Source organism: Streptomyces zhaozhouensis, from assembly GCF_900230195.1.
GTDB classification, from domain to species: Bacteria; Actinomycetota; Actinomycetes; order Streptomycetales; family Streptomycetaceae; genus Streptomyces; species Streptomyces zhaozhouensis.
This window is the reverse complement of sequence record NZ_OCNE01000011.1, coordinates 185,932-207,365: the sequence shown is the minus strand read 5'-3', so window position 1 is coordinate 207,365 and position 21,434 is coordinate 185,932. Positions and strand designations below refer to the sequence as shown.

Annotated in this window: 18 protein-coding genes and 1 pseudogene; 10 read left to right on the top strand and 9 right to left on the bottom strand. The window is 73.0% G+C overall.

Annotation, left to right across the window (positions count from 1 at the left end; all coding sequences use genetic code 11):
* Positions 1-42: 42 nt before the first annotated feature.
* Positions 43-360: pseudogene (locus CRP51_RS17085) on the top strand (Uma2 family endonuclease); the annotation flags it as partial.
* Between the two features lie 75 nt (positions 361-435).
* On the opposite strand, the gene serC reads toward CRP51_RS17085, so the two are convergent.
* The 7 genes from serC to CRP51_RS17050 form a co-directional block, all read right to left on the bottom strand.
* Positions 436-1,554, bottom strand: coding sequence for a phosphoserine transaminase (gene serC, locus CRP51_RS17080; RefSeq protein ID WP_097232080.1), 1,119 nt, complete (start codon positions 1,552-1,554; stop codon positions 436-438).
* Between the two features lie 441 nt (positions 1,555-1,995).
* Entirely contained in the window at positions 1,996-3,261 is a 1,266-nt protein-coding gene (locus CRP51_RS17075) for a cytochrome P450 family protein (protein ID WP_097232079.1), read from the bottom strand.
* On the bottom strand, positions 3,258-4,535 hold the full coding sequence (locus tag CRP51_RS17070; RefSeq protein WP_245880634.1) for a cytochrome P450: 1,278 nt from the start codon (positions 4,533-4,535) through the stop codon (positions 3,258-3,260). Before CRP51_RS17070 ends, CRP51_RS17075 begins: the two co-directional genes overlap by 4 nt.
* Entirely contained in the window at positions 4,532-5,143 is a 612-nt protein-coding gene (locus tag CRP51_RS17065; protein ID WP_097232078.1) for a GTP-binding protein, read from the bottom strand. The genes CRP51_RS17070 and CRP51_RS17065 overlap by 4 nt, the downstream gene beginning before the upstream one ends.
* Entirely contained in the window at positions 5,124-5,480 is a 357-nt protein-coding gene (locus tag CRP51_RS17060; RefSeq protein WP_097232077.1) for a DUF742 domain-containing protein, read from the bottom strand. Before CRP51_RS17060 ends, CRP51_RS17065 begins: the two co-directional genes overlap by 20 nt.
* Entirely contained in the window at positions 5,477-5,935 is a 459-nt protein-coding gene (locus CRP51_RS17055) for a roadblock/LC7 domain-containing protein (RefSeq protein ID WP_097232076.1), read from the bottom strand. Before CRP51_RS17055 ends, CRP51_RS17060 begins: the two co-directional genes overlap by 4 nt.
* Positions 5,932-7,461 carry an ATP-binding protein gene (locus CRP51_RS17050; protein ID WP_097232075.1) on the bottom strand — a complete coding sequence of 510 codons (1,530 nt, stop codon included), beginning with the start codon at positions 7,459-7,461 and terminating at the stop codon, positions 5,932-5,934. The genes CRP51_RS17055 and CRP51_RS17050 overlap by 4 nt, the downstream gene beginning before the upstream one ends.
* Positions 7,462-7,615: 154 nt before the next feature.
* Between CRP51_RS17050 and CRP51_RS17045 the strand changes: the two genes are divergently transcribed.
* From CRP51_RS17045 to CRP51_RS17030, 4 genes are all read left to right on the top strand, one after another.
* Positions 7,616-10,483 carry an FAD-binding and (Fe-S)-binding domain-containing protein gene (locus CRP51_RS17045; protein WP_097232074.1) on the top strand — a complete coding sequence of 956 codons (2,868 nt, stop codon included), beginning with the start codon at positions 7,616-7,618 and terminating at the stop codon, positions 10,481-10,483.
* Positions 10,484-10,936: 453 nt separating this feature from the next.
* Entirely contained in the window at positions 10,937-12,196 is a 1,260-nt protein-coding gene (locus CRP51_RS17040) for a glucarate dehydratase family protein (protein ID WP_097232073.1), read from the top strand.
* 81 nt (positions 12,197-12,277) lie between these two features.
* Positions 12,278-13,798: a sodium:solute symporter family protein gene (locus CRP51_RS17035; RefSeq protein WP_097232072.1), complete on the top strand. Its 1,521-nt coding sequence runs from the start codon at positions 12,278-12,280 to the stop codon at positions 13,796-13,798.
* Between the two features lie 67 nt (positions 13,799-13,865).
* Positions 13,866-14,387 carry a GrpB family protein gene (locus CRP51_RS17030; RefSeq protein WP_097232071.1) on the top strand — a complete coding sequence of 174 codons (522 nt, stop codon included), beginning with the start codon at positions 13,866-13,868 and terminating at the stop codon, positions 14,385-14,387.
* A 37-nt stretch (positions 14,388-14,424) separates the two neighbouring features.
* Here CRP51_RS17030 and CRP51_RS17025 read toward each other — a convergent pair whose 3' ends face one another.
* Positions 14,425-15,345: a PhzF family phenazine biosynthesis protein gene (locus CRP51_RS17025; RefSeq protein WP_097232070.1), complete on the bottom strand. Its 921-nt coding sequence runs from the start codon at positions 15,343-15,345 to the stop codon at positions 14,425-14,427.
* Positions 15,346-15,474: 129 nt separating this feature from the next.
* Between CRP51_RS17025 and CRP51_RS17020 the strand changes: the two genes are divergently transcribed.
* The 3 genes from CRP51_RS17020 to CRP51_RS17010 all read left to right on the top strand — a co-directional run bounded on the left by CRP51_RS17020 (position 15,475) and on the right by CRP51_RS17010 (position 18,674).
* Positions 15,475-15,867, top strand: coding sequence for a YciI family protein (locus tag CRP51_RS17020; protein WP_245880633.1), 393 nt, complete (start codon positions 15,475-15,477; stop codon positions 15,865-15,867).
* 305 nt (positions 15,868-16,172) lie between these two features.
* Positions 16,173-16,796: a pyridoxamine 5'-phosphate oxidase gene (pdxH, locus tag CRP51_RS17015; RefSeq protein ID WP_097232109.1), complete on the top strand. Its 624-nt coding sequence runs from the start codon at positions 16,173-16,175 to the stop codon at positions 16,794-16,796.
* Positions 16,797-17,267: 471 nt separating this feature from the next.
* Positions 17,268-18,674 carry a PAS domain-containing protein gene (locus CRP51_RS17010; protein WP_245880632.1) on the top strand — a complete coding sequence of 469 codons (1,407 nt, stop codon included), beginning with the start codon at positions 17,268-17,270 and terminating at the stop codon, positions 18,672-18,674.
* Between the two features lie 23 nt (positions 18,675-18,697).
* On the opposite strand, the gene CRP51_RS17005 is transcribed toward CRP51_RS17010, so the two are convergent.
* On the bottom strand, positions 18,698-19,453 hold the full coding sequence (locus CRP51_RS17005; RefSeq protein ID WP_097232069.1) for an SIS domain-containing protein: 756 nt from the start codon (positions 19,451-19,453) through the stop codon (positions 18,698-18,700).
* Positions 19,454-19,631: 178 nt separating this feature from the next.
* On the opposite strand from CRP51_RS17005, the gene CRP51_RS17000 reads away from it, so the two are divergent.
* A complete protein-coding gene (locus CRP51_RS17000) occupies positions 19,632-20,324 on the top strand; it encodes an iron-dependent transcriptional repressor DtxR (RefSeq protein WP_097232068.1) in 693 nt (230 codons plus the stop codon).
* 223 nt (positions 20,325-20,547) lie between these two features.
* On the top strand, positions 20,548-21,393 hold the full coding sequence (locus CRP51_RS16995; protein ID WP_245880631.1) for an alpha/beta fold hydrolase: 846 nt from the start codon (positions 20,548-20,550) through the stop codon (positions 21,391-21,393).
* Positions 21,394-21,434 lie beyond the last annotated feature (41 nt).

Genomic DNA, 21,434 nt, shown 5'->3' with positions numbered 1-21,434 from the left:
ACCCTGCGTGGCGCCCAGATGCCGGTCGAGGACTTCGAGGAGCTGGCGCCCGTGGGGCACTTCGCCGGGCAGGGCGAGTGGGCCGATCCCGAGGGCGTGTCGATGGCGGTCGGGATCACCTCCTACGACCAGGACACCGACCGACGGGACCGGGTCGAGAAGCCGGCGGCCTACGCCGCCGTCGGTGTCCCGGTCTGTCTGCTCGTCGACCGGGACGACTCCACGGTCACCGTGCACGCCGCACCGGAGCGGGGTCGTTATCGCGAGACCCACACCTTCGACTTCGGGGAGCGGGTGTCGCTGCCGGAGCCGGTGCGCATCGATCTCGACACCGAGATCCTCAAGCGCTACGTCCGCTGACCGTCGCCGCCATGGCGGAGGCCCGGCACCCCACGCGGGGTGCCGGGCCTCGGCTGGAGACGGGGAGCGCTCGGGTCAGAGGCGCTCGACGACGTGGTCGACGCAGTGGGTCAGGGCCTCGACGTCGTCCGGGGTGACGGCCGGGTACATGGCGATCCGCAGCTGGTTGCGGCCGAGCTTGCGGTAGGGCTCGGTGTCCACCACGCCGTTCTCGCGCAGGACGGCGGCGATCCGGGCCGCGTCCACGCCGTCGGCGAAGTCGATCGTGCCGACGACCTGCGAACGCGCCGCCGGATCGGTGACGAACGGCGAGGCGAACTCGGACTTCTCCGCCCAGGAGTACAGCCGCGCCGAGGAGTCGGCGGTGCGGCCGACGGCCCAGTCCAGGCCGCCCTGGCCGTTGATCCACTCCAGCTGGTCGGCCAGCAGGAACAGGGTGGCGACGGCCGGGGTGTTGTACGTCTGGTCCTTGCGGGAGTTGTCGACGGCCGTGGGCAGCGACAGGAACTCCGGGATGTGCCGGCCGGAGGCCGCGATCCGCTCGACCCGCTCCAGCGCGGTCGGCGAGAACGCGGCGATCCACAGACCGCCGTCGGCGGCGAAGGACTTCTGCGGCGCGAAGTAGTAGACGTCGGTCTCGGTGATGTCCACCGGCAGCCCGCCGGCGCCCGACGTCGCGTCGACCAGCACCAGCGAGCCCTCGTCCGCGTCCGCGACCCGGTTGATCGGGGCGGCGACGCCGGTGGAGGTCTCGTTCTGGGTGAACGCGTAGGAGTCGACGCCGCGCTCGGCGCGCGGCTGGGCGAAGGTGCCGGGCTCGGCGGTGATCACCGTGGGCTCGTCCAGCCAGGGCGCCTTGCTGGCGGCCTTGGCGAACTTGGCCGAGAACTCGCCGAACGACAGGTGCTGCGACTTCGCCTCGATCAGGCCGTGGGTGGCGATGTCCCAGAACGCGGTCGAGCCGCCGTTGCCGAGCACCACCTCGTACCCCTCGGGGAGGGACAGCAGCGAGGACACTCCCTCACGCACCCGGCGCACCAGACTCTTCACCGGCGCCTTGCGATGAGAGGTGCCGAGCAGGGAGTCGCCGGTCGCCGCCAGGGCGTTCAGCGCCTCGACGCGCACCTTGGAGGGGCCCGATCCGAACCGGCCGTCGGCGGGCTTGATCTCAGCGGGAATCTCGATATCGGCCACGAGCCGGAGCGTAGTCCCTTCCGGGGGCCGCCGGCACCTCGTCCGGGGGATGAGACGGTGCCCCTGCCGGGGTGGGGGGTTGGTCGACAGCGGTGCCGGGTGGCTCGGGTGGGTGGTCGGCTGTACCGCCGTGGACGGTTGCTCGCGCAGTTCCCCGCGGTGATGCGCGGCCGCTTGGGGGTGGGGGTTGGTCGACAGCGGTGCCGGGTGGCTCGGGTGGGTGGTCGGCTGTACCGCCGTGGACGGTTGCTCGCGCAGTTCCCCGCGCCCCTGCGCGGCCGCTTGGGGGCGCGGGGAACTGCGCGGTGCATTCGTGGCGGGGGTCGGTCGACCGCGGTGCCGCACCGGCCAGGTGGGTTGTCGTTCCCCGGCCCGGTGCGTTCGTGGCGGGGGTCGGTCGACCGCGGTGCCGCACCGGCCAGGTGGGGTGCGGAAGAGGCCTCAGCGGCCGGGCGCCCCGTGCAGCAGAACCGGAAGCTCCGCGAGGTCGTTCTGGGTGACGTTCGGACGGCGCGTCAGCGCCTCGTCGGGGACGGCCGGGGCCAGGTCGGGGAAACGTTCGAAGAGCGCCGGCAGCGCGATCGCCGCCTCCAGGCGGGACAGCGGGGCCCCGGGGCAGACGTGCGGGCCGTGCCCGAAGGAGATGTGCCGTATCGGGGTGGGCCGCGTGATGTCGAACTGGCGGGCGGTCGGGCCGTGTTGCTTCTCGTCCCAGCCGATGGCCACATAGGAGGTGACCAGTCCCTCGCCCTTGGGGATCACCGTGTCGCCGACCTCGATGTCCTCGGTGGCGAAACGTATCAACACGTGAGAGGTCGGCGAGGAGTAGCGCAGGGTCTCCTCGATCACGTTCTCCCAGGGGACCTCGCCGTCGAGGACCAGCGCCTTCTGGTCGGGGTGGGCGAGCAGCCCGCGCACCGCGTTGTTCAGCAGCGCGACGGTGGTCTCGTGACCGGCCGCGATGGCCAGCTGGAGGGTGTTGGTGATCTCGTCGTCGGTCAGCCGCTCGCCGCCGTCGTCCGCGAGGATCAACGCGCTGGTCAGGTCGTCGCCCGGGTGGGCGCGCTTGGCCTCGACGGTCTTCTCGAAGAGGGCGCGCAGCTCGGCGAGCATCTTCGGGACGCGGGCCGGCGGCGTCTGGGTGTTGAAGAACTCGTCGAAGAGCGAGCGCAGCTCCGGCTGGTCGGCGGGGTCGATGCCCATCAGCTCGCAGATGACCGCCATCGGCAGCGGGTAGGAGAAGTGCGCCTTGAGGTCGACCGGTTCGCCGACCGGCTGGGCCGCGAGGTCGGCCAGCAGCCGCTCGGTGACGCGTTCGACGCCGGGCCGCAGCAGGTGCACCCGGCGGGGGGTCAGCGCCTGCGCGACCTTGGCGCGCAGGCGACGGTGTTCGGGGCCGTCCACCGTGAGCATGGAACGAGGCGGAGCGGCCAGCCCTATCAGCGGCCACTCCTCGGATATCTCGCCGCGCTGCCAGGCGCCCCAGGCGTTGACGTCCTTCACCAGCCGCGGGTCGTTCAGCAGCCGGCGGGCTTCCTCGTGTCGGGTGACCGCCAACGCGGTCACCCCGCCCGGGAGTTCGACGCGCGCTATGGGCCCCGCCGCCAGCAGCGCCTCCCCCTCACCTGCCAGGTCGCGGACCAACGGATCGAGCACGATCGTGTCTGCGCCGGGGGAATCGGCCGCGTGGTGGACGGGACAGGTCATCTCTGGCCTCCTAGTGCCGGTGTCGGCGTGAAGCGCACCGGCAGCGCCGTCATGCCCCGCAGCCAGGGTGAGGGCCGCCGGACGAGCGATGCCGGTGGAACGGACAGATCCATGTCGGGGAGCCGGTCGAGGATCACCTCGATTCCGGTCCTCGCGATGACTTCCGCAATCTCCACCGCCGGAAACGGGCAACGGTGCTCCCCGTGACTGAACGAGAAGAAAGCGTTATTGCCGCCCGTCATCCCGCCGGCCCCGCCGTGCTGGTGCACGCGCACCTGGGGGTCGTCGTTGGCGCCCTGGAAGCCGAGCACCATCAGGTCGCCCGCCTTGATGTGACGGTCGGCCAGCCTGGTGTCCCTGCTGGCCCAGCGACCGGCGATGATCTGGCTTGGCGCGTCCTCCCAGAGCACCTCGCGCATCGCCTCGGCGACACTGTTGCGCCCGCCGAAGAAGGAGGCGGCGAACCGGTCGTCGGTGAGCATCAGCCGCAGCGTGTTGCCCATCCAGTCGGCCGTCGGCTGGTGCCCCGAGGTGATGTTCACCATCAGGTCCCAGACGATCTCCTCGTCGGTGAGCCCCCGGGGCGTGGCCAACATGCGGCTGGTCACGTCGGCCCCCGGCCGCTCGCGCCGGGACGCGACCAGCTGCTCCATGGCGTTCACCATGTACTGCTGCCCGTCGATGGCCCTCTCCGTGCCGTCGACCAGGTCGTGCATCGCCTGGCTGAGCGCCGGGCCGTCCTCCTCGGGGAAGCCGAGGATCTGGGCGAGCACGAGGACCGGCAGCAGCTTGGCGTAGTCCTCGATCAGCTCGGCCTCGCCCTGCCCGCAGATCCGGTCCACCAGGGCGTCGGCGTGGCGCTCGACGATGCGGCGCAGCTCGATCTGGTCGACGGCCTCCAACGCGTCGTTGGTGACCGAGACCCGCCGGGTGTGCGCCTCGCCCGTGGTGTAGAGGATCGACGGCTGCTTGCCGACCATGGGCAGCAGCGGCCAGTCGTCGGGGATGTTGTCCCACTGGTTCCACAGTGCCGAGTCACGGCTGAACAGCTCGGAGTCGCTGAGGAGTTGGTGCAGCTCCCGGTAGCCGATGACCAGCCAGGCCGGGATGTCGCCGGCCAGCACGATCGGCACCACGGGCCCGTGCTTCTGCCGCATCTCCCGGTACAGCTCGTGCGGGTCGGTGTGGAAGCGCTCGCCGCTGAGCGGCACGGCGTCCGGGGCGAACCCGCGCGTGCCGACGGGGGAGGACGAGGGGGACGCGGGGGTGGTCACGGAGCGCTCTCCTGGGCGGTGGACAGGGCGTGCAGGTGCTCGACGAGCGTGATCAGCACGTTCTTGCTGGACGGGCGGGAGCGGGCGTCGCAGTCGATCATCGGGACGTCCTCGGAGAGGTCCAGCGCCTCCCGCACCTGTTCGGCGCTGTGCTGGGGGCCGCCGAAGTCGTTGCGGGCCACGATGAACGGTGTGCCGTGGTGTTCCAGGCGGTCGATGGCGTACCAGGAGTCGGCCAGCCGCCGGGTGTCCACCAGGACCACGGCGCCCAGGGTCCCGGTGAAGAGCCGGTCCCAGAGAAACCAGAAACGTTCCTGTCCGGGGGCGCCGAAGAGGTAGAGCACGGTGCGCTCGTTGAGCGTTATCCGCCCGAAGTCGAACGCCACCGTGGTGGAGGTCTTCCCCTGGATGGCGGAGACGTCGTCGACCTGTTCGCCGGCCCGCGTCATCACCTCCTCGGTGTTGAGCGGCCGAATGTCGCTCACGGAACGCACCATGGTGGTCTTGCCCACGCCGAAGCCGCCGACGACCACGATCTTCAGACCGTTGTCGGCTGACCTTCCGAGTGGGGTGCGGTGGGCCGGGCGGTCAGAGGTTGCGGAGTCCAACGAGCACCTGCTCAAGGAGATTCGAGTCGGGTAGGTGTGCGGCCGAACCGGCCGTCTGGGGGTGCCGGGCCGTGATCAGGCCCGAGTCGAGCAGGTCGCTGAGGAGGATGCGCACCACGGTGACCGGGAGCTTCAGCTCGGCCGAGACCTCCACCACCGCCGTCGGGTACTGGCACAGCCGCAGGATGCGGGTGTGCTCCGACTGCATCCCCGGCGTCGCGTCCGACTCGCTCACCACGAGGGTGACCAGGTCGAACGCGTCCGACGAGGCCCGGCTGCGACCCCGGGTCACGGTGTACAGGCGGTCGGGGTCGTCGTCGCGCCCCGGGCGGGTCACGAGGTCCCGCCCCCGCCGCCCTGGCCGCGCGGCGCGGCGCTGAGGTACTCGCCGAGCTGCTCGACCAGCTCGTTCATGTTGTGCCCGATCACGCCGACGTCGGCGTGCTGGTCGGCGACGATCGCCAGGTGGGCGCCGTCGCCGGCCTCCACGATGAAGAGGATGCCGCCGTAGAACTCGGTCATCGACTGGCGCACGCCGCCCGAGCCGTCGCCGAACTCGATGGAGGCGCCGTGCGAGAGGCTCTGGATGCCGGCGGCGATCGCCGCGAGCTGGTCGGCCTGGTCCTCGGAGAGCTCGGGCGTCCGGCAGAGCTTCAGGCCGTCGCGGGAGAGCACCAGCGCGTGCCGGGCGCCCGGGGTGCGGTCAAGCAGCCGCTCCAGCAGCCAGTTGAGCCGCTCGTCCGCCGTCGCTGTCGGGGAGGGATGCCGGGTCCCGGCGGATGATGTGGTCATGGGGTGTGTTCCTCCGGGTGGGACTTTTCTCGGGGGGAGAGTTCGGTCTGGTCGCCGGTGGCGCGGTCCCGTCCCTGGAGGGCCTGACGGAACGCGCCGAACCTGGCGGCGGACTCGGCCGGCGAGTGCGCGGGGGCGGAGGCGGCGCGGTCCTGCCGGGCGCGCTCCTGCCTGTTGGCGTTGGCCAGGGTGCGGCCCCTGCGGCGCTTGGGCAGCCCGCTCTCGCCGAACTGGGGCAGCTCGTCGGTGCCCGTGGACTCCGCGGGGGAGTGCTCGCGCGTGGCCGGCGGGCGGTCGTCGGCGACCGGCGCCGGCGGGACGGGGCGTTCGGCCTCGGGCGCCGGGGTCGGCGAGGGGAGGGGAGCGGCGGCCTTGGCGGGGGCTGCCGGGACGGTCTTCGCGGGGGTGGCGCGGCCCGGCGACTCCTCGGGGGAGCGGGGGCGGCTGATCAGCTCCTGCGGGATCACCATCAGCACGCCCGTGCCGCCCCTGGCGGACGGGCGGAAGGAGACCTTGAGCCCGTGCTTGCGGGCCAGCCGGCCGACGACGGCCAGGCCGAGCCGGGTGCCGGAGAGCGCGCTGAGGTCCAGCTCCCTGGCGGAGACGGCGCGTTCGGCGCGGCGCAGCGCCACGTCGCTCATCACCAGGCCGCTGTCCTCGACGGTGATGACGACGCCGGTCTGCACCTCCTCGACGTAGACGTGCACCTCGGCCGTCGGCGGGGAGAAGTTGGCCGCGTTGTCCAGCAGCTCGGCGAGCGCGTGCATCACGCCCTCGGCGGCGTGGCCGGCGACCGCGACGTTGACCGTGGAGTGCGAACGCACCCGCTGGTAGCCGCCGATGCGGCCCATGGCGCCGCGGATGATGGACTCCATCACGATCGGCTTGGACCAGCGCCGGCCGGAGCGGGCGCCGGTGATCACCGCGATGCTGTCGGCGAGGCGGCCGGCCTGCGCGGTGCGGTGGTCGAGCAGCAGCAGGTCGCCGAGGACGTCCTCGTCGCCGTGCCGGTGCTCCATCTCCCGCAGCTCGGCCAACATGCCGATGGTCAGCGCCTGGAGCCGGGCGGCGGCGCCGGCGCCGGCGGCCAGGGCGGCGGCCTTGCCCGCCTCGGCCCGGCCGACCTCCTCGGCGAGGGTGCGCAGCACCTTGGCCTCGGCGTTGTTGTCCGGGCGGGCGGCGCCCAGCGCCGTGTCGGTCGACGCGCCGCCCCGCAGGCGGCCCACCAGCGCGGGCACCTCCTGGTCGGCGAAGTCGTCGAGGCGGTGCCGCCGTTCGGCCAGCTCGGCGGTGAGGCGTCGGGTTTCGGCCCGGCCGTGCACGGCCCACGGCACCGCGACACAGAGCGCGACCGCGGCGGCTCCGGCGCCCCACGCGAGGGGCAGCCGCACGGAGTCCTCCGCGAGCGAGACGGCGACGGTCCAGGTCAGACCCGTGACGGCCAGGGTGATCAGCAGGGCGAGCAACATCTGACGCTTCGCCGGGCGCTGCGGCCTCGGGCGTTCCGGCCGGGTGTGCGCTGTCATGAAACGGGACCTCGGGGGGACGTCAGGGGGCGTTAATTGGCCAACACTATAGGGTGAGTTGAGACCCCCCACGGTCTCATGCTTTCCGGAATTGCGGGTGCTTTCCGCGTGCTCCGACGCCCTGACCACGCGAAAAGGGTGCAGGCTGGGAGTTATGGAACGGCTGAGGCGAACGACGGTCGATCAGGGAAACGGGAAGTACCCGGCGCCGACTGCGGATGACCCGGGCGCGGGGGAGTTGGCCGCCGCGCTGCGCGCCCGGGTGCGCGGTGAGGTCGAATTCGACGCGGCGGGCCGGGCGCTGACGACGATGGACGCGTCCAACTACCGCCGGGTGCCGCTCGGCGTGGTGGCGCCGAGGGACGCGGAGGACGTGGCCGCGGCCCTCGCGGTGGCCGCCGAGCACGGGGTGCCGGTGGTGGCCAGGGGCGGCGGCACCAGCATCGCGGGGCAGGCCACTGGGCTTGGCGTGGTGCTGGACTTCACCCGCCACATGAACCGGGTGCGCTCCGTCGACCCGGAGGCCGGGACCGCCGTGGTGGAGCCGGGCGTGGTCTGCGACGCGCTGCGTTCCGAGGCGTCCGTGCACGGTCTGACGTTCGGTCCCGATCCCTCCACGCACAGCCGCTGCACGCTGGGCGGGATGATCGGCAACAACTCCTGCGGCTCGCACTCGGTGGCGTGGGGCACGACCGCCGACAACACGCGGCGGGTCACGGTGCTGACCTACCGGGGCGAGGAGGCGGTGCTCCGCCGGGGCGGCGAGGGCGTTCCCGAGCGGCTGCGGACCGGCGTCGAGTCGCTGGTGACGGCGGAACTGGCCAGACTGCGCACGGGCTTCCCCGACCTGCCGCGGCGGATCTCCGGGTACGCGCTGGACGAGTTGCTGCCGGAGCGCGGGCGGGACTGGGCGCGGGCGTTCACCGGCTCGGAGGGCACCCTCGGGGTGCTGACCGAGGCGGAGGTGGCGCTGGTCGCGCCGCCGGCGGCGCGGGCGCTCGCGGTGCTGGGCTATCCGCAGGAGAGCGCGGCGGCGGAGGCGGCGGCGGGGCTGTTGGCGCACGGGCCGCTGACGGTGGAGGGGATGGCGGCCGACCTGGTGGGCGGCGCGGCGGCGGCCTCGCTGCCGCGTGGCGGTGCCTGGCTCTTCGTCGAGGTCGGCGGCGCCGACCCGGGCGAGGCGCGGGCCGCCGCGGAGGCGGTCTGCCGGGCGTCGGCCGGCGAGTCGACGGGGAGCGCGGTGCTCACCGACCCGGCGGAGCAGCGCGCGCTGTGGCGGATCAGGGAGGACGCCTCCGGCACCGCGACCCGGCTGCCGGACGGCGGCGAGGCGTGGCCCGGGTGGGAGGACTGCGCGGTGCCGCCGGCCCGACTGGGCGCCTATCTGCGGGAGTTCCGGGGGCTGCTGCGCGACCACGGGCTGCGGGGGCTGCCGTACGGGCACTTCGGCGACGGCTGCATCCATGTCCGGATCGACTTCGACCTGTTGAGCGAGCGCGGTGTGGCCCGGTTCCGGGAGTTCAGCGTCGAGCTGGCCGACCTGGTGGTGGCGCACGGCGGTTCGCTCTCCGGCGAGCACGGCGACGGGCTGGCGCGCTCGGAGCTGCTGACCCGGATGTACGGGCCCGAACTGGTGGGCGTCTTCGACCGGTTCAAGGACCTGTGGGACCCGGACGGCGGGCTGAACCCGGGCGTGGTGGCCAGGCCGGCGCCGCTGGACGCCGACCTGCGGTTCCTCGGGATGCCGAGCCGGCCGCCGGTCGCGTTCTCCTACCCGGGCGACGGCGGCGACTTCTCGGCGGCGGTGCGGCGCTGCGTCGGCGTCGCCAAGTGCCGGGACCCGGGGCCCGGCGCGGGGGTGATGTGCCCTTCCTTCCGGGCGACGGGGCAGGAGGAGCACTCGACCAGGGGGCGCGCCAGGCTGCTGCACGAGATGCTGCTGGGCGAGGTGGTCACGGACGGGTGGCGTTCGACCGAGGTGCGGGACGCGCTGGACCTGTGTCTGTCGTGCAAGGGGTGCCGCAGCGACTGCCCGGTGGGCGTCGACATGGCCACCTACAAGGCCGAGTTCCTGAACCATCACTATGCGGGCAGGCCACGTCCCGCTTCGCACTATGCGATGGGGCGGCTGCCGACCTGGCTGCGGCTGACGGCGGCGCTGCGGCTGGCGGGTCCCGCCAACGTGGCGGGCCGGATCGGGCCGTTGGCGGCGGTGGCCAAGCGGCTGGGCGGGATCGCGCCGGAGCGGGCCATCCCGCCGCTGGCGCAGGAGCCGTTCACCCGCTGGTGGGCGCGGCAGGGGCGGGCGCCGGGCGCCGACCTGGTGCTCTTCCCCGACAGCTTCACCAACTACCTGTCGCCTGAGGCGGGTCGGGCGGCGGTCCGGGTCTTCGACGACGCGGGGCTCGGGACGCGGCTTCCGTCGGGAGCGGTCTGCTGCGGTCTGACGGAGGTCTCCACCGGGCAGTTGGACCGGGCGCGCGCGGCGGGGCGAAGGACCCTGGACCGGCTGGAGGGGGACATCGAGGCCGGTCGGACGGTGACGGTGCTGGAGCCGCCGTGTGCCGCCGCGCTCCGCACCGACCTGCCGGAGCTGCTGCCGGACGACCCGCGCGCCGCCCGACTGGCCGCCTCGGTGCGGACGTTCGCCGAGACGCTGACGGAGCTGGCGCCCGACTGGCGCCCGCCGGTGATCGACCGGCCGGTGGCCGGGCAGACCCACTGCCACCAGCACGCGGTGCTGGGCGACGCGGCGGACCGCGCGCTGCGCGCGGCGGCGGGGCTGCGCGGCGGGCTCTCCTCGGGGTGCTGCGGTCTCGCGGGGAACTTCGGCTTCGAGAAGGGGCACTACGAGGTCTCCGTGGCGTGCGCGGAGGATCAGTTGCTGCCCTCGGTGCGCACGGCGCCGGATGACGCGGTGCTGGTGGCCGACGGCTACTCCTGCCGGCTGCAACTCGACCAGTTGGCCGGGGCCGGCGCGCGGCACTTCGCCGAGGTGTTGGCGGAACACCTGGAAGAATAGGGGTGTTCGGTATCCCGTTCGACGTTCGACGTTCGGTACTCGGCGTTCGGCGTTCGGCGGGTTTTCTTGAATTATGAATTTCTTTCTTCGGGGTGGTGGCCGGACCGGCCGCCACCCCGAAGGCGTTCACGCCGCCCTGTCGATGAGCGACGGCGTTCTTTCCCGTGGCCTTTCCGTCGCTTTTCTCAGCCTCCGCGAGGCGCGTAGAGGTGCGGTCGAGGCATCGCCCGGGTGTTCCGCGGCGCGGCCGAAACCGTGCGCCGCGTCCGCCCCTCCGGACCGGCCGTCAACCTCGCTGCGGAGCCCATCCGTTCATCCTGCTGAACGATCGCCGCCTCCGCCCGGGTCCGCCGTCGGGCCTGTGCGGACCCTTGACGCTCCCCTGGGGCACTTCTACAGTTGCCGCGTCTGTTCACCAGAATGGCCCATATTCAAATATGTGAATGGTCGGCTATGCGCATACGCGAGATCCACCTGACCCCCGTCGCCTTCCGCGACCCGCCCCTGCTCAACGCGAGCGGCATCCACGAGCCCTGGGCGCTGCGCACCATCGTCGAGGTGGTGACCGACGACGGCCTGAGCGGACTCGGCGAGACCTACGGCGACCGTTCCCACCTGGAGCGCCTGCGCGCCGCCGCCCCCGCGTTGATCGGCGTCGAGGTCCACGCGCACCACGCGCAGTACGCCGCCGTCGCCGCGACCGTCGGCGGCGACGTCTTCGTCGACCAGCACGGGCTGACCGGCGCCGGCAGCAACCAGAAGACGGTGGACGCGGTCTTCTCCCCGTTCGAGGTCGCCTGCCTGGACATCAGGGGCAAGGCCGCCGGGCTGCGCGTCGCCGACCTGCTCGGCGGGCCCGTGCGGGAGGCCGTCCCCTACAGCGCCTACCTCTTCTACAAGTGGGCCGGCCACCCGGGCGAGGACGAGGACCGCTTCGGCGCCGCGCTCGACCCGGAGGGCATCGCCGCCCAGGCGCGGCTCTTCGTCGAGGAGTACGGCTTCGGCTCGATCAAGCTCAAGGGCGGTGTCCTGCCGCCGGACGAGGAGATCGAGGCGGTCCACGCGCTCCGCGAGGCGTTCCCCGACCTGCCCCTGCGCATCGACCCCAACGCGGCCTGGACCCCCGAGACCTCGATCCGCGTCGGCCGCGCCCTGGAGGGCGTGCTGGAGTACCTGGAGGACCCGGCGCCGGAGATCGAGGGCATGGCGCGGGTCGCACCCGAGGTCCCGATGAAGCTGGCCACCAACATGTGCGTGGTCACCCACGCCCATCTGCCGCCCGCCCTCGCCCGGGGCGCCATCGGGGTGCTGCTCACCGACCACCACTACTGGGGCGGGCTGCTGCGCTCCACCCAGGTCGCCGCGCTCTGCGAGACCTTCGGCCTCGAACTCTCCATGCACTCCAACACCCATCTGGGCATCAGCCTGGCGGCCATGACGCACCTGGCCGCCGCCGTGCCCAACCTGAACCACGCGTGCGACACCCACACCCCCTGGCAGCAGGGCCAGGACGTGGTGGTCCCCGGTGCGCTGCGGTTCGTCGAGGGCGCGGTGCCGCTTCCCCAGGCACCCGGCCTCGGCGTCGAACTCGACCGGGACGCGCTGGGCGCGCTCCACGAGAACTACCTCCGTTGTGGCGTCGAACGGCGGGACGACACCGCGTACATGCGGCGGTTCGACCCGACGTTCCAACCGAAGCGCGCGCACTGGTGAGTCGGGCCCGGCCCGGCGCGCTGGCGGCGGGCAGGACCCGCGCACAGCCCCGTTCCCCGCCCCCTCCGTTTAGGAGCCGCGATGTCCGCACTCGACTGGATCGTGGTCGCCGGCTACTTCCTCGTGGTGGTCGCCATCGGCTGGTGGTCCAAGAAACGCGTCCACGACGTGGCCGACTTCTTCACCGCCCGTGGCCGAATACCCTGGTGGCTCTCCGGCATCTCGCACCACATGTCGGGCTACAGCGCGGTGATGTTCGTCGCCTTCGCCGCGGTCGCCTACAACGACGGGATCACCGTCTACTTCTGGTGGCCGCTGACCATCGGCCTCGGCGTGGGCATCGGCGCCTTCCTCTTCGCCGCCCGCTGGAACCGGCTGCGCGCCAAACACGACGTCAAGTCCCCGCTGGAGTACCTGGCCCGCCGCTACAACCTGCCCACCCAACAGGTGCTCGCCTACAGCGGCGCCGCGCTGAAGGTCGTGGACATCGCCGCCAAGTGGGTCGCGATCTCCGTGCTGTTGAAGGGCTTCGCCGACATCCCCCTGGAGGTCGGCATCATCTTCACCGGGGTCGCGACCATGGCCTACATGACGGTGGGCGGCCTCTGGGCCGACGTGCTCACCGACATGGGGCAGTTCGTGATCCAGGCGGTCGCCGGCTTCGCGATGCTGTTCGCGGTGATGATCGAACTCGGCGCCGACTTCCCCGTCACCATGTGGGGCGACCTGCCGGACGGCCACGGCGACCCGGTCAGCGGCTCCGTGACGACCTGGCTGATCATCGCGTTCCTGTTCGTGAAGACCTTCGAGTACAACGGCGGCATGTGGAACCTGGCGCAGCGCTACATGGCGGCGCCCTCCGGCTCGGCGGCCAAGCGCTCCGCGCTGCTCTCCAGCGCGCTGTGGCTGGTCTGGCCGCTGATCCTCTTCCTGCCGATGGTCGCGGCGCCGCTGATCGTGCCGGGGCTGACGGCCGGCGAGGAGTCCTATGTCGCGCTCTCCAAGGAACTGCTGCCCGCCGGCCTGATCGGGCTGATGCTGGCCGGCTTCTTCTCCCACACGATGGCGATGGTGGCCTCCGACTCCAACGTGATCACCGCCGTGATCACCCGGGACATCGCGCCCGTGCTGGTCCCGAAGGTCCGCCGCCTCACCGAGCGCGCGCAGCTGACCTTCGCCCGGGTCACCACGGTGCTCTTCGTCAGCCTCAGCATGACGATCGCGATCACCACCAGGGGAGAGGGCTTCGTGCTCGACACCGTGGTGCAACTCGTCGCCGCCACCATGGGGCCGATCTCCATCCCGCTGATGCTGGGACTGCTGCCCTGGTTCCGCAGGATCGGGCCGACGGCGGCGATCGTCTCCTGGGCGGGCGGCCTGCTGGTCTGGTACGTGGTGCGCTACCAGATCGACGGCTCGACCGAGGCCGCGATCGTCGGGCTGCCGCTGCTCACCTCGCTCGTGCTCTACCTCGGCATCGGCTTCCTGAAGCCGGAGAGCACGCCCGAGAGCGAGGAGCTGGTGATGTCCCTCAACACCGACCCGGACGGGACCGACACCGACGACGGCCGCCCCGGCCGCGACCAGGTCACCACCGGCTGAACCCGCGCGCCCCGGCCCCCGAAAAGACCGCGCGGGGGGCCGGGGCCGCTGGCTAGGCTGGCGGCTCATGACCATCGAGATCGTCGACTACGACCCGTCCTGGCCCGAGCGGGCCGAACGGGAGATCGTCCGGATCCGCACGCTGCTGCCCGGAGTGCTCAACGCCGTCGAACACTTCGGCAGCACCTCCGTACCCGGACTGGCGGCCAAGCCCGTCATCGACCTGATGGCGTCCGTCGACGCCCTGGCGCTCGTCAGCGCGCGCGACGCCGAACTGGCCGCCGCCGGCCTGCGGTTCGTCGACGCGGGAATGCCGGAGCGCCTCTTCTACCAGGACGTCGACCGCGGCCTGAACTTCCACGTGGTGACGGCGGACAGCTGGGAGAACCGCAAGGAGCGCCTCTTCCGCGACCACCTGCGCGCCCACCCGGAGGACGCCGCGGCCTACGCCGAGGTCAAGCGACGGCTCGCCGCCACCACGGACGACGTCGCCCGCTACACCCGGGGCAAGACCGAACTGATCCAACGCGTCATGGACGAAGCCCGCGCCGCCCGCGGCCTTCCCCCGGTCCCGGTCTGGGAGGAGTAGCCGCCGGCCGTCCGGCGGCGGTGCGCGCCGACGCCGTTCAACGGGCGGGGCCGGGGGTGATGGTGCCGCGCGCGGTCAGCACGGTGTGGCCGCCGACCGAGACCTCGCTCAGCCGACCGGCCCGCCACCGCGCCGACGCCTCGATCACACTGGGGCGGCCCATCGCGACACCCTGGTCGACCGTGAGCCGCACCTCGCCCTCCGCCGCGGCCGGCGCGTGCCCCGGCCGCGCGACCAGCCCCGCGACCAGCCCGGCCGCGGCGGACCCCGTCGCGGGGTCCTCGGGGACACCCGACGCCGGCAGGAAGCACCTGGCGTTCACCCGGCCGCCGTCCGCCAACTCGCCGCCGCACACGTAGAGGTCCTCCGCCCAGCCACCGGCGGGGCCGGCCGCCCAGGCCGCCGTGTCCGGCCGCGCCCGGTCCACCGCGCCGGCGTCCGCCAGCCGCACGTAGCAGAACCGCAGCCCGATCCCGCCGTACCAGCGGTCCACCACCGCCTCCTCCGGCAGCGAGAGCGCCGCCGCCACGGCCGCCCTCGACGGGGGCGCCTGGGACGTCGACAGATAGGGCGCGTCCAGCGTCAGCCGGGCGAACGAGCCGCTCACCTCGACCCCCACCACGCCGACGCCCTCCTCGAACAGCACCCGCCCGCCCGTCGCCGCCGGGTCGAGCATCCCCTCCCCGACCAGCACCGCCGCCGCCCCGACCGTCGGGTGGCCGGCGAACGGCAGCTCCTCCTCGGGGGTGAAGACGCGCAGTCTGGCGCTGTGCGCGGGGTCCTCGGGCGGCAGCACGAAGACGGTCTCGGAGAAGTGGAACTCCCGTGCCAGACCCCGGAGCTGGGCGTCGGTCAGCCCCTGCGCGTCGGGCAGCACCGCCAGCTGGTTGCCGCCGAACGGACGGTCGGTGAAGACATCGGCGATCAGGAACGGGCGGCCGTCCGCGAGGGGCATCATCCCCCCACTCTAGGAACAGCCCGGCCGGGGCCGCGGAGAAAAAAGTCCGGGCAATCCGCCGGACGGCGATGAGTTTCCCCGCGCACCCCGGTCCCCCCTCACAACAGACCGCCAGACAGGGAGTATCCGATGCGTTACATGATCCAGGTCTTCGCCGCCACCGCCACCTACGAGAAGGACATGGCGGCCTACGGCCCCGAGGGCTTCCAGGCGTTGAGCGCCTTCATGGAGGCGCTCAACAAGGACCTCCAGGAGCGCGGGGAGTGGGTCGAGGCGCAGGGCCTCGAAGGCCCCGGCTCGGTCACCACCGTGCGGGCCACCGACGGCGGCGCGCCCGAGGTCACCCAGGGGCAGCACGCCCCGACGAAGGACATCCTCGCCGGCTACTGGGTGGTCGACGTCGCCAGCCACGAGCGCGCGGTGGAGATCGCCCACCACATCTCCACCTGCCCCGGCCCCGACGGCTCCCCGAGCAACGACCCGGTCGAGCTGCACGTCGTCGCCGCCGAGCCGCCGGCCTGACCGGCGCGCCCCGGGAACCTGGGCACCGGCGACCGAAGGGGGGCCGCCGGTGCCCGGCCTCTTTCTGGCGGCTTAACCACGCGTGTCCTGCCGGCAGGAGGCATGGGAACGAATTCCCGCCGGGGAGGCCAGTGTCAGTCCGATGCTGCAAGATATGGGCCGTGTCCCACGCCGAGAACTCCGACCGTCCCCGTACCTCCCGCCGCACCCGCCCCGGACGCGGCGCCCGCCCCGCCGCGCCCGGCGCGCTCACCGAGGTCGGGCGCCCTCCCGCCGCACCCGAGCCCGTCCCCGACCCGGCGGAGATGCGGGTGCGCTACCGGGAGGCCGGGCTCGGCGAGGCGGATCTGGCGGAGGGGCCGCTCGACCAGTTCAGGCGCTGGTTCGACGACGCGGTCGCCGGCGGCCTCGAGGAGCCCAACGCGATGGTGGTGGCCACGGCCGACGCGACGGGCGCGCCCAGCCAGCGCACGGTCCTGTTGAAGGGCTTCGACGAGCGCGGCTTCGTCTTCTTCAGCAACTACGCCTCCCGCAAGGGACGCGAGATCGAGGCCAACCCACGGGTCTCGCTGCTCTTTCCCTGGCACCCCCTGGCCCGCCAGGTGATCGTGACCGGCTCCGTGACCCGCACCGGGCGCGACGAGACGGCCGCGTACTTCCGCACGCGGCCGCACGGCTCGCAGTTGGGCGCCTGGGCGAGCGAGCAGTCGGCGCCGGTCGCCTCGCGGGAGGTGCTGGACGGCATGTACGCGGAGCTGGCGGCGCGGTATCCGGAGGGCGAGGACGTGCCGGCCCCGCCCAACTGGGGCGGCTACCGGGTCGCCCCCGAGACGGTCGAGTTCTGGCAGGGGCGGGCCAACCGGCTCCACGACCGGCTGCGCTATGTCCTGGCGGAGACCGGCTGGTCCGTCGAACGCCTCTGCCCCTGACGGGGGCGGGGGCCGGCCGGCCCGGGGGCCGGGGAGGGGCGTTGCCCGTCCCGGAAACGCAGCGATCCGCGAGCCTTTGGTCCCCGGGGCCCTGGGGCCTCGGGGAGCCGGCCGGACTTACCGGCGGCTCGCGGATCGGGTGACTGCTTGGGATTGGCCGGCGGCGCCGGCTTCGCCACGTGTCGTGTGAACCAGCGACCTAGGCCGCAGTCACCTCACGCGTCCGGTTGTCATACATCTGCCGAACCACCTCCCTTCTCGTGTGCCTCCGACCGTAGGCGAACCCCCCGCGCTCCGCCAAGCGAATTAACGGCGCGGGCGCGGGCGCGGCCGGGGGGCTCGGACGCGGGCGCGGATCTCGGTGCGGCAACGAGATTGGTGCAAACCCTATGTGACCGACGTCACCGTGGAGTTGAATGGTCCCGTGCGCACGCGACCGGTGCCCACTCTCCTGTGCTGGGGGTAGAACAGGTGACCACACACTCCGAGGCCGTCCACTCCGAGATCCCGCACGCGGGGAACGACACCTCTTCCTTCCTCGTCTCCGACCGAGGTCTGCTGGCCTCGCTGCTGGACGGGATGGAGGCGGCGTTCTTCGCCCTCGACACGACCGGAACCGTCACGCACTGGAACCAGCGCGCGACCCGCCTGCTCGGCTGGACCGCCGAGCAGGCGGTCGGCCGCGCCGGGCTCGGCGGCTGGCTGGTCCGCGAGGCGGACGCCGCCGAGGTGCGGCGGCAGCTGCTTGAGGTGGCGCGTGCCGCCCCCGAGCGGCAGGGCGGCGGCGCGGGCCGGCGGACCAGGGAGTTCCCGTTCCTGCACGCGGACGGCGCGCGGACGCTGATGCGGGCGACCGTGACGCCGGTCCGCGACGAAGAGGGCCGGCCGCAGGGCGTCTACTGCGCCTTCGGCGAGGCGCTCGCCCAGCTCGACCTGGAGCGCCACCTCGCGCTGAGCGACGCGCTGCTGGGCGACGCCCCGTTCGGGGCGCTGCTCGCCGACCCCGACCTGCGCACCGTCGCGGTCAACGGCCGGGCGGCGCACGCGCTCGGCGTCTCGCCCGTCGACATGCTGGGGGAGCCGCTGGCCGAGTTCGTCGGCGCGGGACTCGACGAGTTGGAGAGCGCCCTCGAACACACGCTGGCCGGCCAGCCGCCGAGGGAGCCGGTCGAGCTGTGGCTCACCCTGCGCGAGGGGGAGAACGAGGGCGGCGGCCCGCTCGGCGAGGGGCCGCCCGAGCGGCGGCGTTGCCTGGTGAGCGGCTTCGTCCCGCTGGGCTCGCCGGTGGTCGGCGACCCGGTGCCGCTGGGAGTCGCGTGGATCTTCCAGGACGCCACCCACGCCAAGCGGGCCGGCCAGGGCGCGGCGCGGCAGCGGTTCCGCGACAGCCAGCTCAGCCGCGCCTCGCGGGCCGCCGCCGAGTGCCCCGACCCGATGGACGCGGCGGTGCTGCACCTGCACTACGCGCTCCCGGGCTTCGCCGAGCACGCACTGCTCGACACGGCGGGCGAGGCCGGCGGCCTGGTCAGGATCGCCGAGAGCCCGGGGAGCCTCGCCGGCCGCAGCACGGCGCGCGGCCTCGCCGTGCGCTACCGCGCCGGGCACCCCGCGCTCCAGGCCGTCGACTGCGGGGTGCCGGTCCGCGCGACCGGCGGGGTGTCCCGTTCGTCGTGGGCGCGTGACCACCGCTGGCCGGTCGACGCCGAACACGCGCTGTGCGTGCCGCTGCGCAGCCGGGGACGGGTGTTGGGCGCGCTCACCTTTCTGCGCGGCGGCGGGCGCCGCGCCTTCGACCGGCTGGACGCCGGCTACGGCGAGGAGGTCGCGCTGCGCGTCGCGGCGGCCCTCGACCTGGCGCGGGTGCTCGGCACCCGCTGACGCGGCCTCGGCCTCCGCGCGGCCTACCGGCGCCAGAGGATCTGGTCGCGGTGCTCGTGGAAGACGCGCTCGTTCCACTCGCCGCCGCCGTCGACGTTGGCCGAGCGCAGCAGCGGCGGCTCGACGCCGCGCTCGGCGAGCCGGCCGGCGGCCTCGGCGAAGACCGCCTGGAGCAGCGCGCAGGTCACCACGGTGGAGGCGGGGGCGAACGGCGCCCCGACGCCCTCGCTGGTGAGCGTCGCGTCGCCGATCGGGATCGCGCTGTCCAGCACCACGTCGCAGTGGTCCTTGAGGAAGGTGCCCGAGGCGTGGCGCGACTCGGTGCCGGTGGCGTAGCCGACGGAGGTGACGCCGATGACGCGCAGGCCGCTGTCCCGCGCGTGCTGGGCCAGTTCGACGGGGAGGGTGTTGCGGCCGGAGAGCGAGATGACGATCAGCAGGTCGCCGGGGGCGGCCGGGCTGTTGTCGAGGGTGGCCGGCGCGAGGCCGCTGACCCGCTCCAACGCGCTGCCCAGGGTGGCCGGCGAGACGTCGACCCCGGTGGTCCCGGGGATGGCCAGAAGATTGACCAGGGCGAGGCCGCCTGCCCGGTAGACTAGGTCCTGGGCGGGTAGTGCCGAGTGCCCAGCGCCACTGGCGAACACCTTGCCGCCGCCGCTCACCGTGTCGGCGATCAGCGTGGCGGCCTCGGCGATGTGCCCGGCCTCCTGGTCTCTGACCCGGCACAGCAGCTCGATCGCGGCATCGAAGAACTGGTGGGCGAGAGTTTCTTCGCGCATCTGCGGGCGTCCCTTGCTGCTGGCCGGTGGCGGCGTTCCGGGTCTTGGTAGGGCACACCGTAATGGTCCAGACCAGTTCGGTGTCAATATGCACGCTGGGCCACCTGCGGCCGGTCTCTTGTCAGTGCAGTGCGTCAGAATGGGCGACAGGGCCACCGCACGAATTCGAGGGGCACTTATGTCCGGACTGATCGACACCACCGAGATGTACCTCCGCACCGTTCTGGAGCTGGAGGAAGAGGGCGTGGTCCCGATGCGTGCCCGCATCGCAGAGCGGCTCGAACAGAGCGGCCCGACGGTGAGCCAGACGGTGGCGAGGATGGAGCGGGACGGCCTGCTCACCGTCGCCGGCGACCGGCACCTGGAGCTGACGGAGCAGGGGCGTCGGCTGGCGGAGCGGGTGATGCGCAAGCACAGGCTGGCCGAGTGTCTGCTGGTCGACGTGATCGGCCTGGAGTGGGAGCACGTGCACGCGGAGGCCTGCCGCTGGGAGCACGTGATGAGCGACGCCGTGGAGCGGCGGGTGCTGGAGCTGTTGAACCACCCGACGGAGTCCCCCTATGGGAACCCGATCCCCGGGCTTGAGGAGCTGGGGGAGAAGGGCGCGGCCGACCCGTTCCTCGCCGAGGGCGTCGTGGCGCTCTCCGATCTGGACGTGGACGGCGGGAAGACGGTGATCGTCCGCAGGATCGGCGAGCCGGTGCAGACGGACGCGCAGGTGATGCACACGCTGCGTCGGGCGGGTGTGCAGCCCGGCTCCTCCGTCAGCGTCACGGCGGCGTCGGGCGGCGCGGTCCAGGTCGGCAGCGGCGGCGAGTCGGCCGAGCTGGAGCAGCAGGTCGCGATGCACGTCTTCGTCGACAAGGGGTAGCCAGAGGGCGTTACCCCGTCGCCTGTTCCCCGCGCCCCCTCACCGCTCATCGGCGGTGAGGGGGTGCGGGGTTTCGTGTGCGCGGTGGCCCCCGCCGCCGAACGTCATGCGGCAAGCGGTGTGTCCCTCCTTGGAGGGAACTGCCTTCCCATACCCCCATGTTCGAATATCTGTTCGGTATCCTGGGGGGAGCGACGGGGAGACGGGAAGGAGGGGCAGGCCGGTGGGGCGAGCGATCGAGGTGTCGGGGTTCGGCGAACTCCCGTTGGTGGCACGGGAGTTCGGGCGCGGACCGGCCGGCAGGCCGGGGGCCATGCTGCTGCACGGGCTGATGGGGCACGCGGGGCACTGGGAGGAGACCGGCCGCTGGCTCTCCTCGCGGTTCCGGACCGTCGCCCTGGACCAGCGGGGACACGGCCGCAGCGCCAAGCCCCCGGGTGGTCCGTTCGACGGGGCGGCCTTCGTCGGTGACGCGGAGGCGGCGATCGAGCGGCTCGGGCTGGGCCCCGTGCTGCTCGTGGGGCACGGGATGGGCGCGCTCACCGCCTGGCGGCTGGCCGCCCGTCGGCCGGACCTGGTGCGGGCGCTGGTGATCTGCGAGATGCGTGCCTCGGCCATCGGCGCCGAGGCCCAGCGCCGTTGGCGACGCTGGCTCGGCTCCTGGCCGCTGCCCTTCGCCTCGCCCGAGGAGGTGCGCGCCTGGTTCGGTGAGCGGGACCCGACGCTCAAGGCGCCGCTGCCGTCGCGTGGTTGGTTCTTCGGCGAGGTCATGGCGTGGCGCCCGGACGGCTGGCGGCCGGTCTTCAGCCGGGACCAGATACTCGCGGCCCGGGAGGGCTTCGCGCTGGACGCGCACTGGGAGGAGCTGGCCGAGGTCTCCTGCCCCACGCTGGTGGTGCGCGGCGTGGACGGCGAGTTGGGGCGGGCCGAGGCTCAGGAGATGGTGCGCGCGCTGCCGTTCGGCCGCTACGCGGACATCCCGGGCGCCGGGCATCTCCCGCAAAAGGAGCGGCCGACCGCATGGCGGGAGACACTCCGGCATTTCGTCGAGGGCGCGTTGATAGCGTGACCCCGGGGACCGACGCCCGTCGGGCCCGTTTCACGAGGCAC

Bases quoted from the DNA above. Each gene is read 5' to 3' on its own strand.
- CRP51_RS17075 (WP_097232079.1), bottom strand. From the start codon at position 3,261: ATGACCTGTCCCGTCCACCACGCGGCCGATTCCCCCGGCGCAGACACG.
- CRP51_RS17055 (WP_097232076.1), bottom strand. From the start codon at position 5,935: ATGACCACATCATCCGCCGGGACCCGGCATCCCTCCCCGACAGCGACG.
- CRP51_RS17050 (WP_097232075.1), bottom strand. From the start codon at position 7,461: ATGACAGCGCACACCCGGCCGGAACGCCCGAGGCCGCAGCGCCCGGCG.
- CRP51_RS17045 (WP_097232074.1), top strand. From the start codon at position 7,616: ATGGAACGGCTGAGGCGAACGACGGTCGATCAGGGAAACGGGAAGTAC.
- CRP51_RS17040 (WP_097232073.1), top strand. From the start codon at position 10,937: ATGCGCATACGCGAGATCCACCTGACCCCCGTCGCCTTCCGCGACCCG.
- CRP51_RS17035 (WP_097232072.1), top strand. From the start codon at position 12,278: ATGTCCGCACTCGACTGGATCGTGGTCGCCGGCTACTTCCTCGTGGTG.
- CRP51_RS17030 (WP_097232071.1), top strand. From the start codon at position 13,866: ATGACCATCGAGATCGTCGACTACGACCCGTCCTGGCCCGAGCGGGCC.
- CRP51_RS17025 (WP_097232070.1), bottom strand. From the start codon at position 15,345: ATGATGCCCCTCGCGGACGGCCGCCCGTTCCTGATCGCCGATGTCTTC.
- CRP51_RS17020 (WP_245880633.1), top strand. From the start codon at position 15,475: ATGCGTTACATGATCCAGGTCTTCGCCGCCACCGCCACCTACGAGAAG.
- pdxH (WP_097232109.1), top strand. From the start codon at position 16,173: ATGCGGGTGCGCTACCGGGAGGCCGGGCTCGGCGAGGCGGATCTGGCG.
- CRP51_RS17005 (WP_097232069.1), bottom strand. From the start codon at position 19,453: ATGCGCGAAGAAACTCTCGCCCACCAGTTCTTCGATGCCGCGATCGAG.
- CRP51_RS17000 (WP_097232068.1), top strand. From the start codon at position 19,632: ATGTCCGGACTGATCGACACCACCGAGATGTACCTCCGCACCGTTCTG.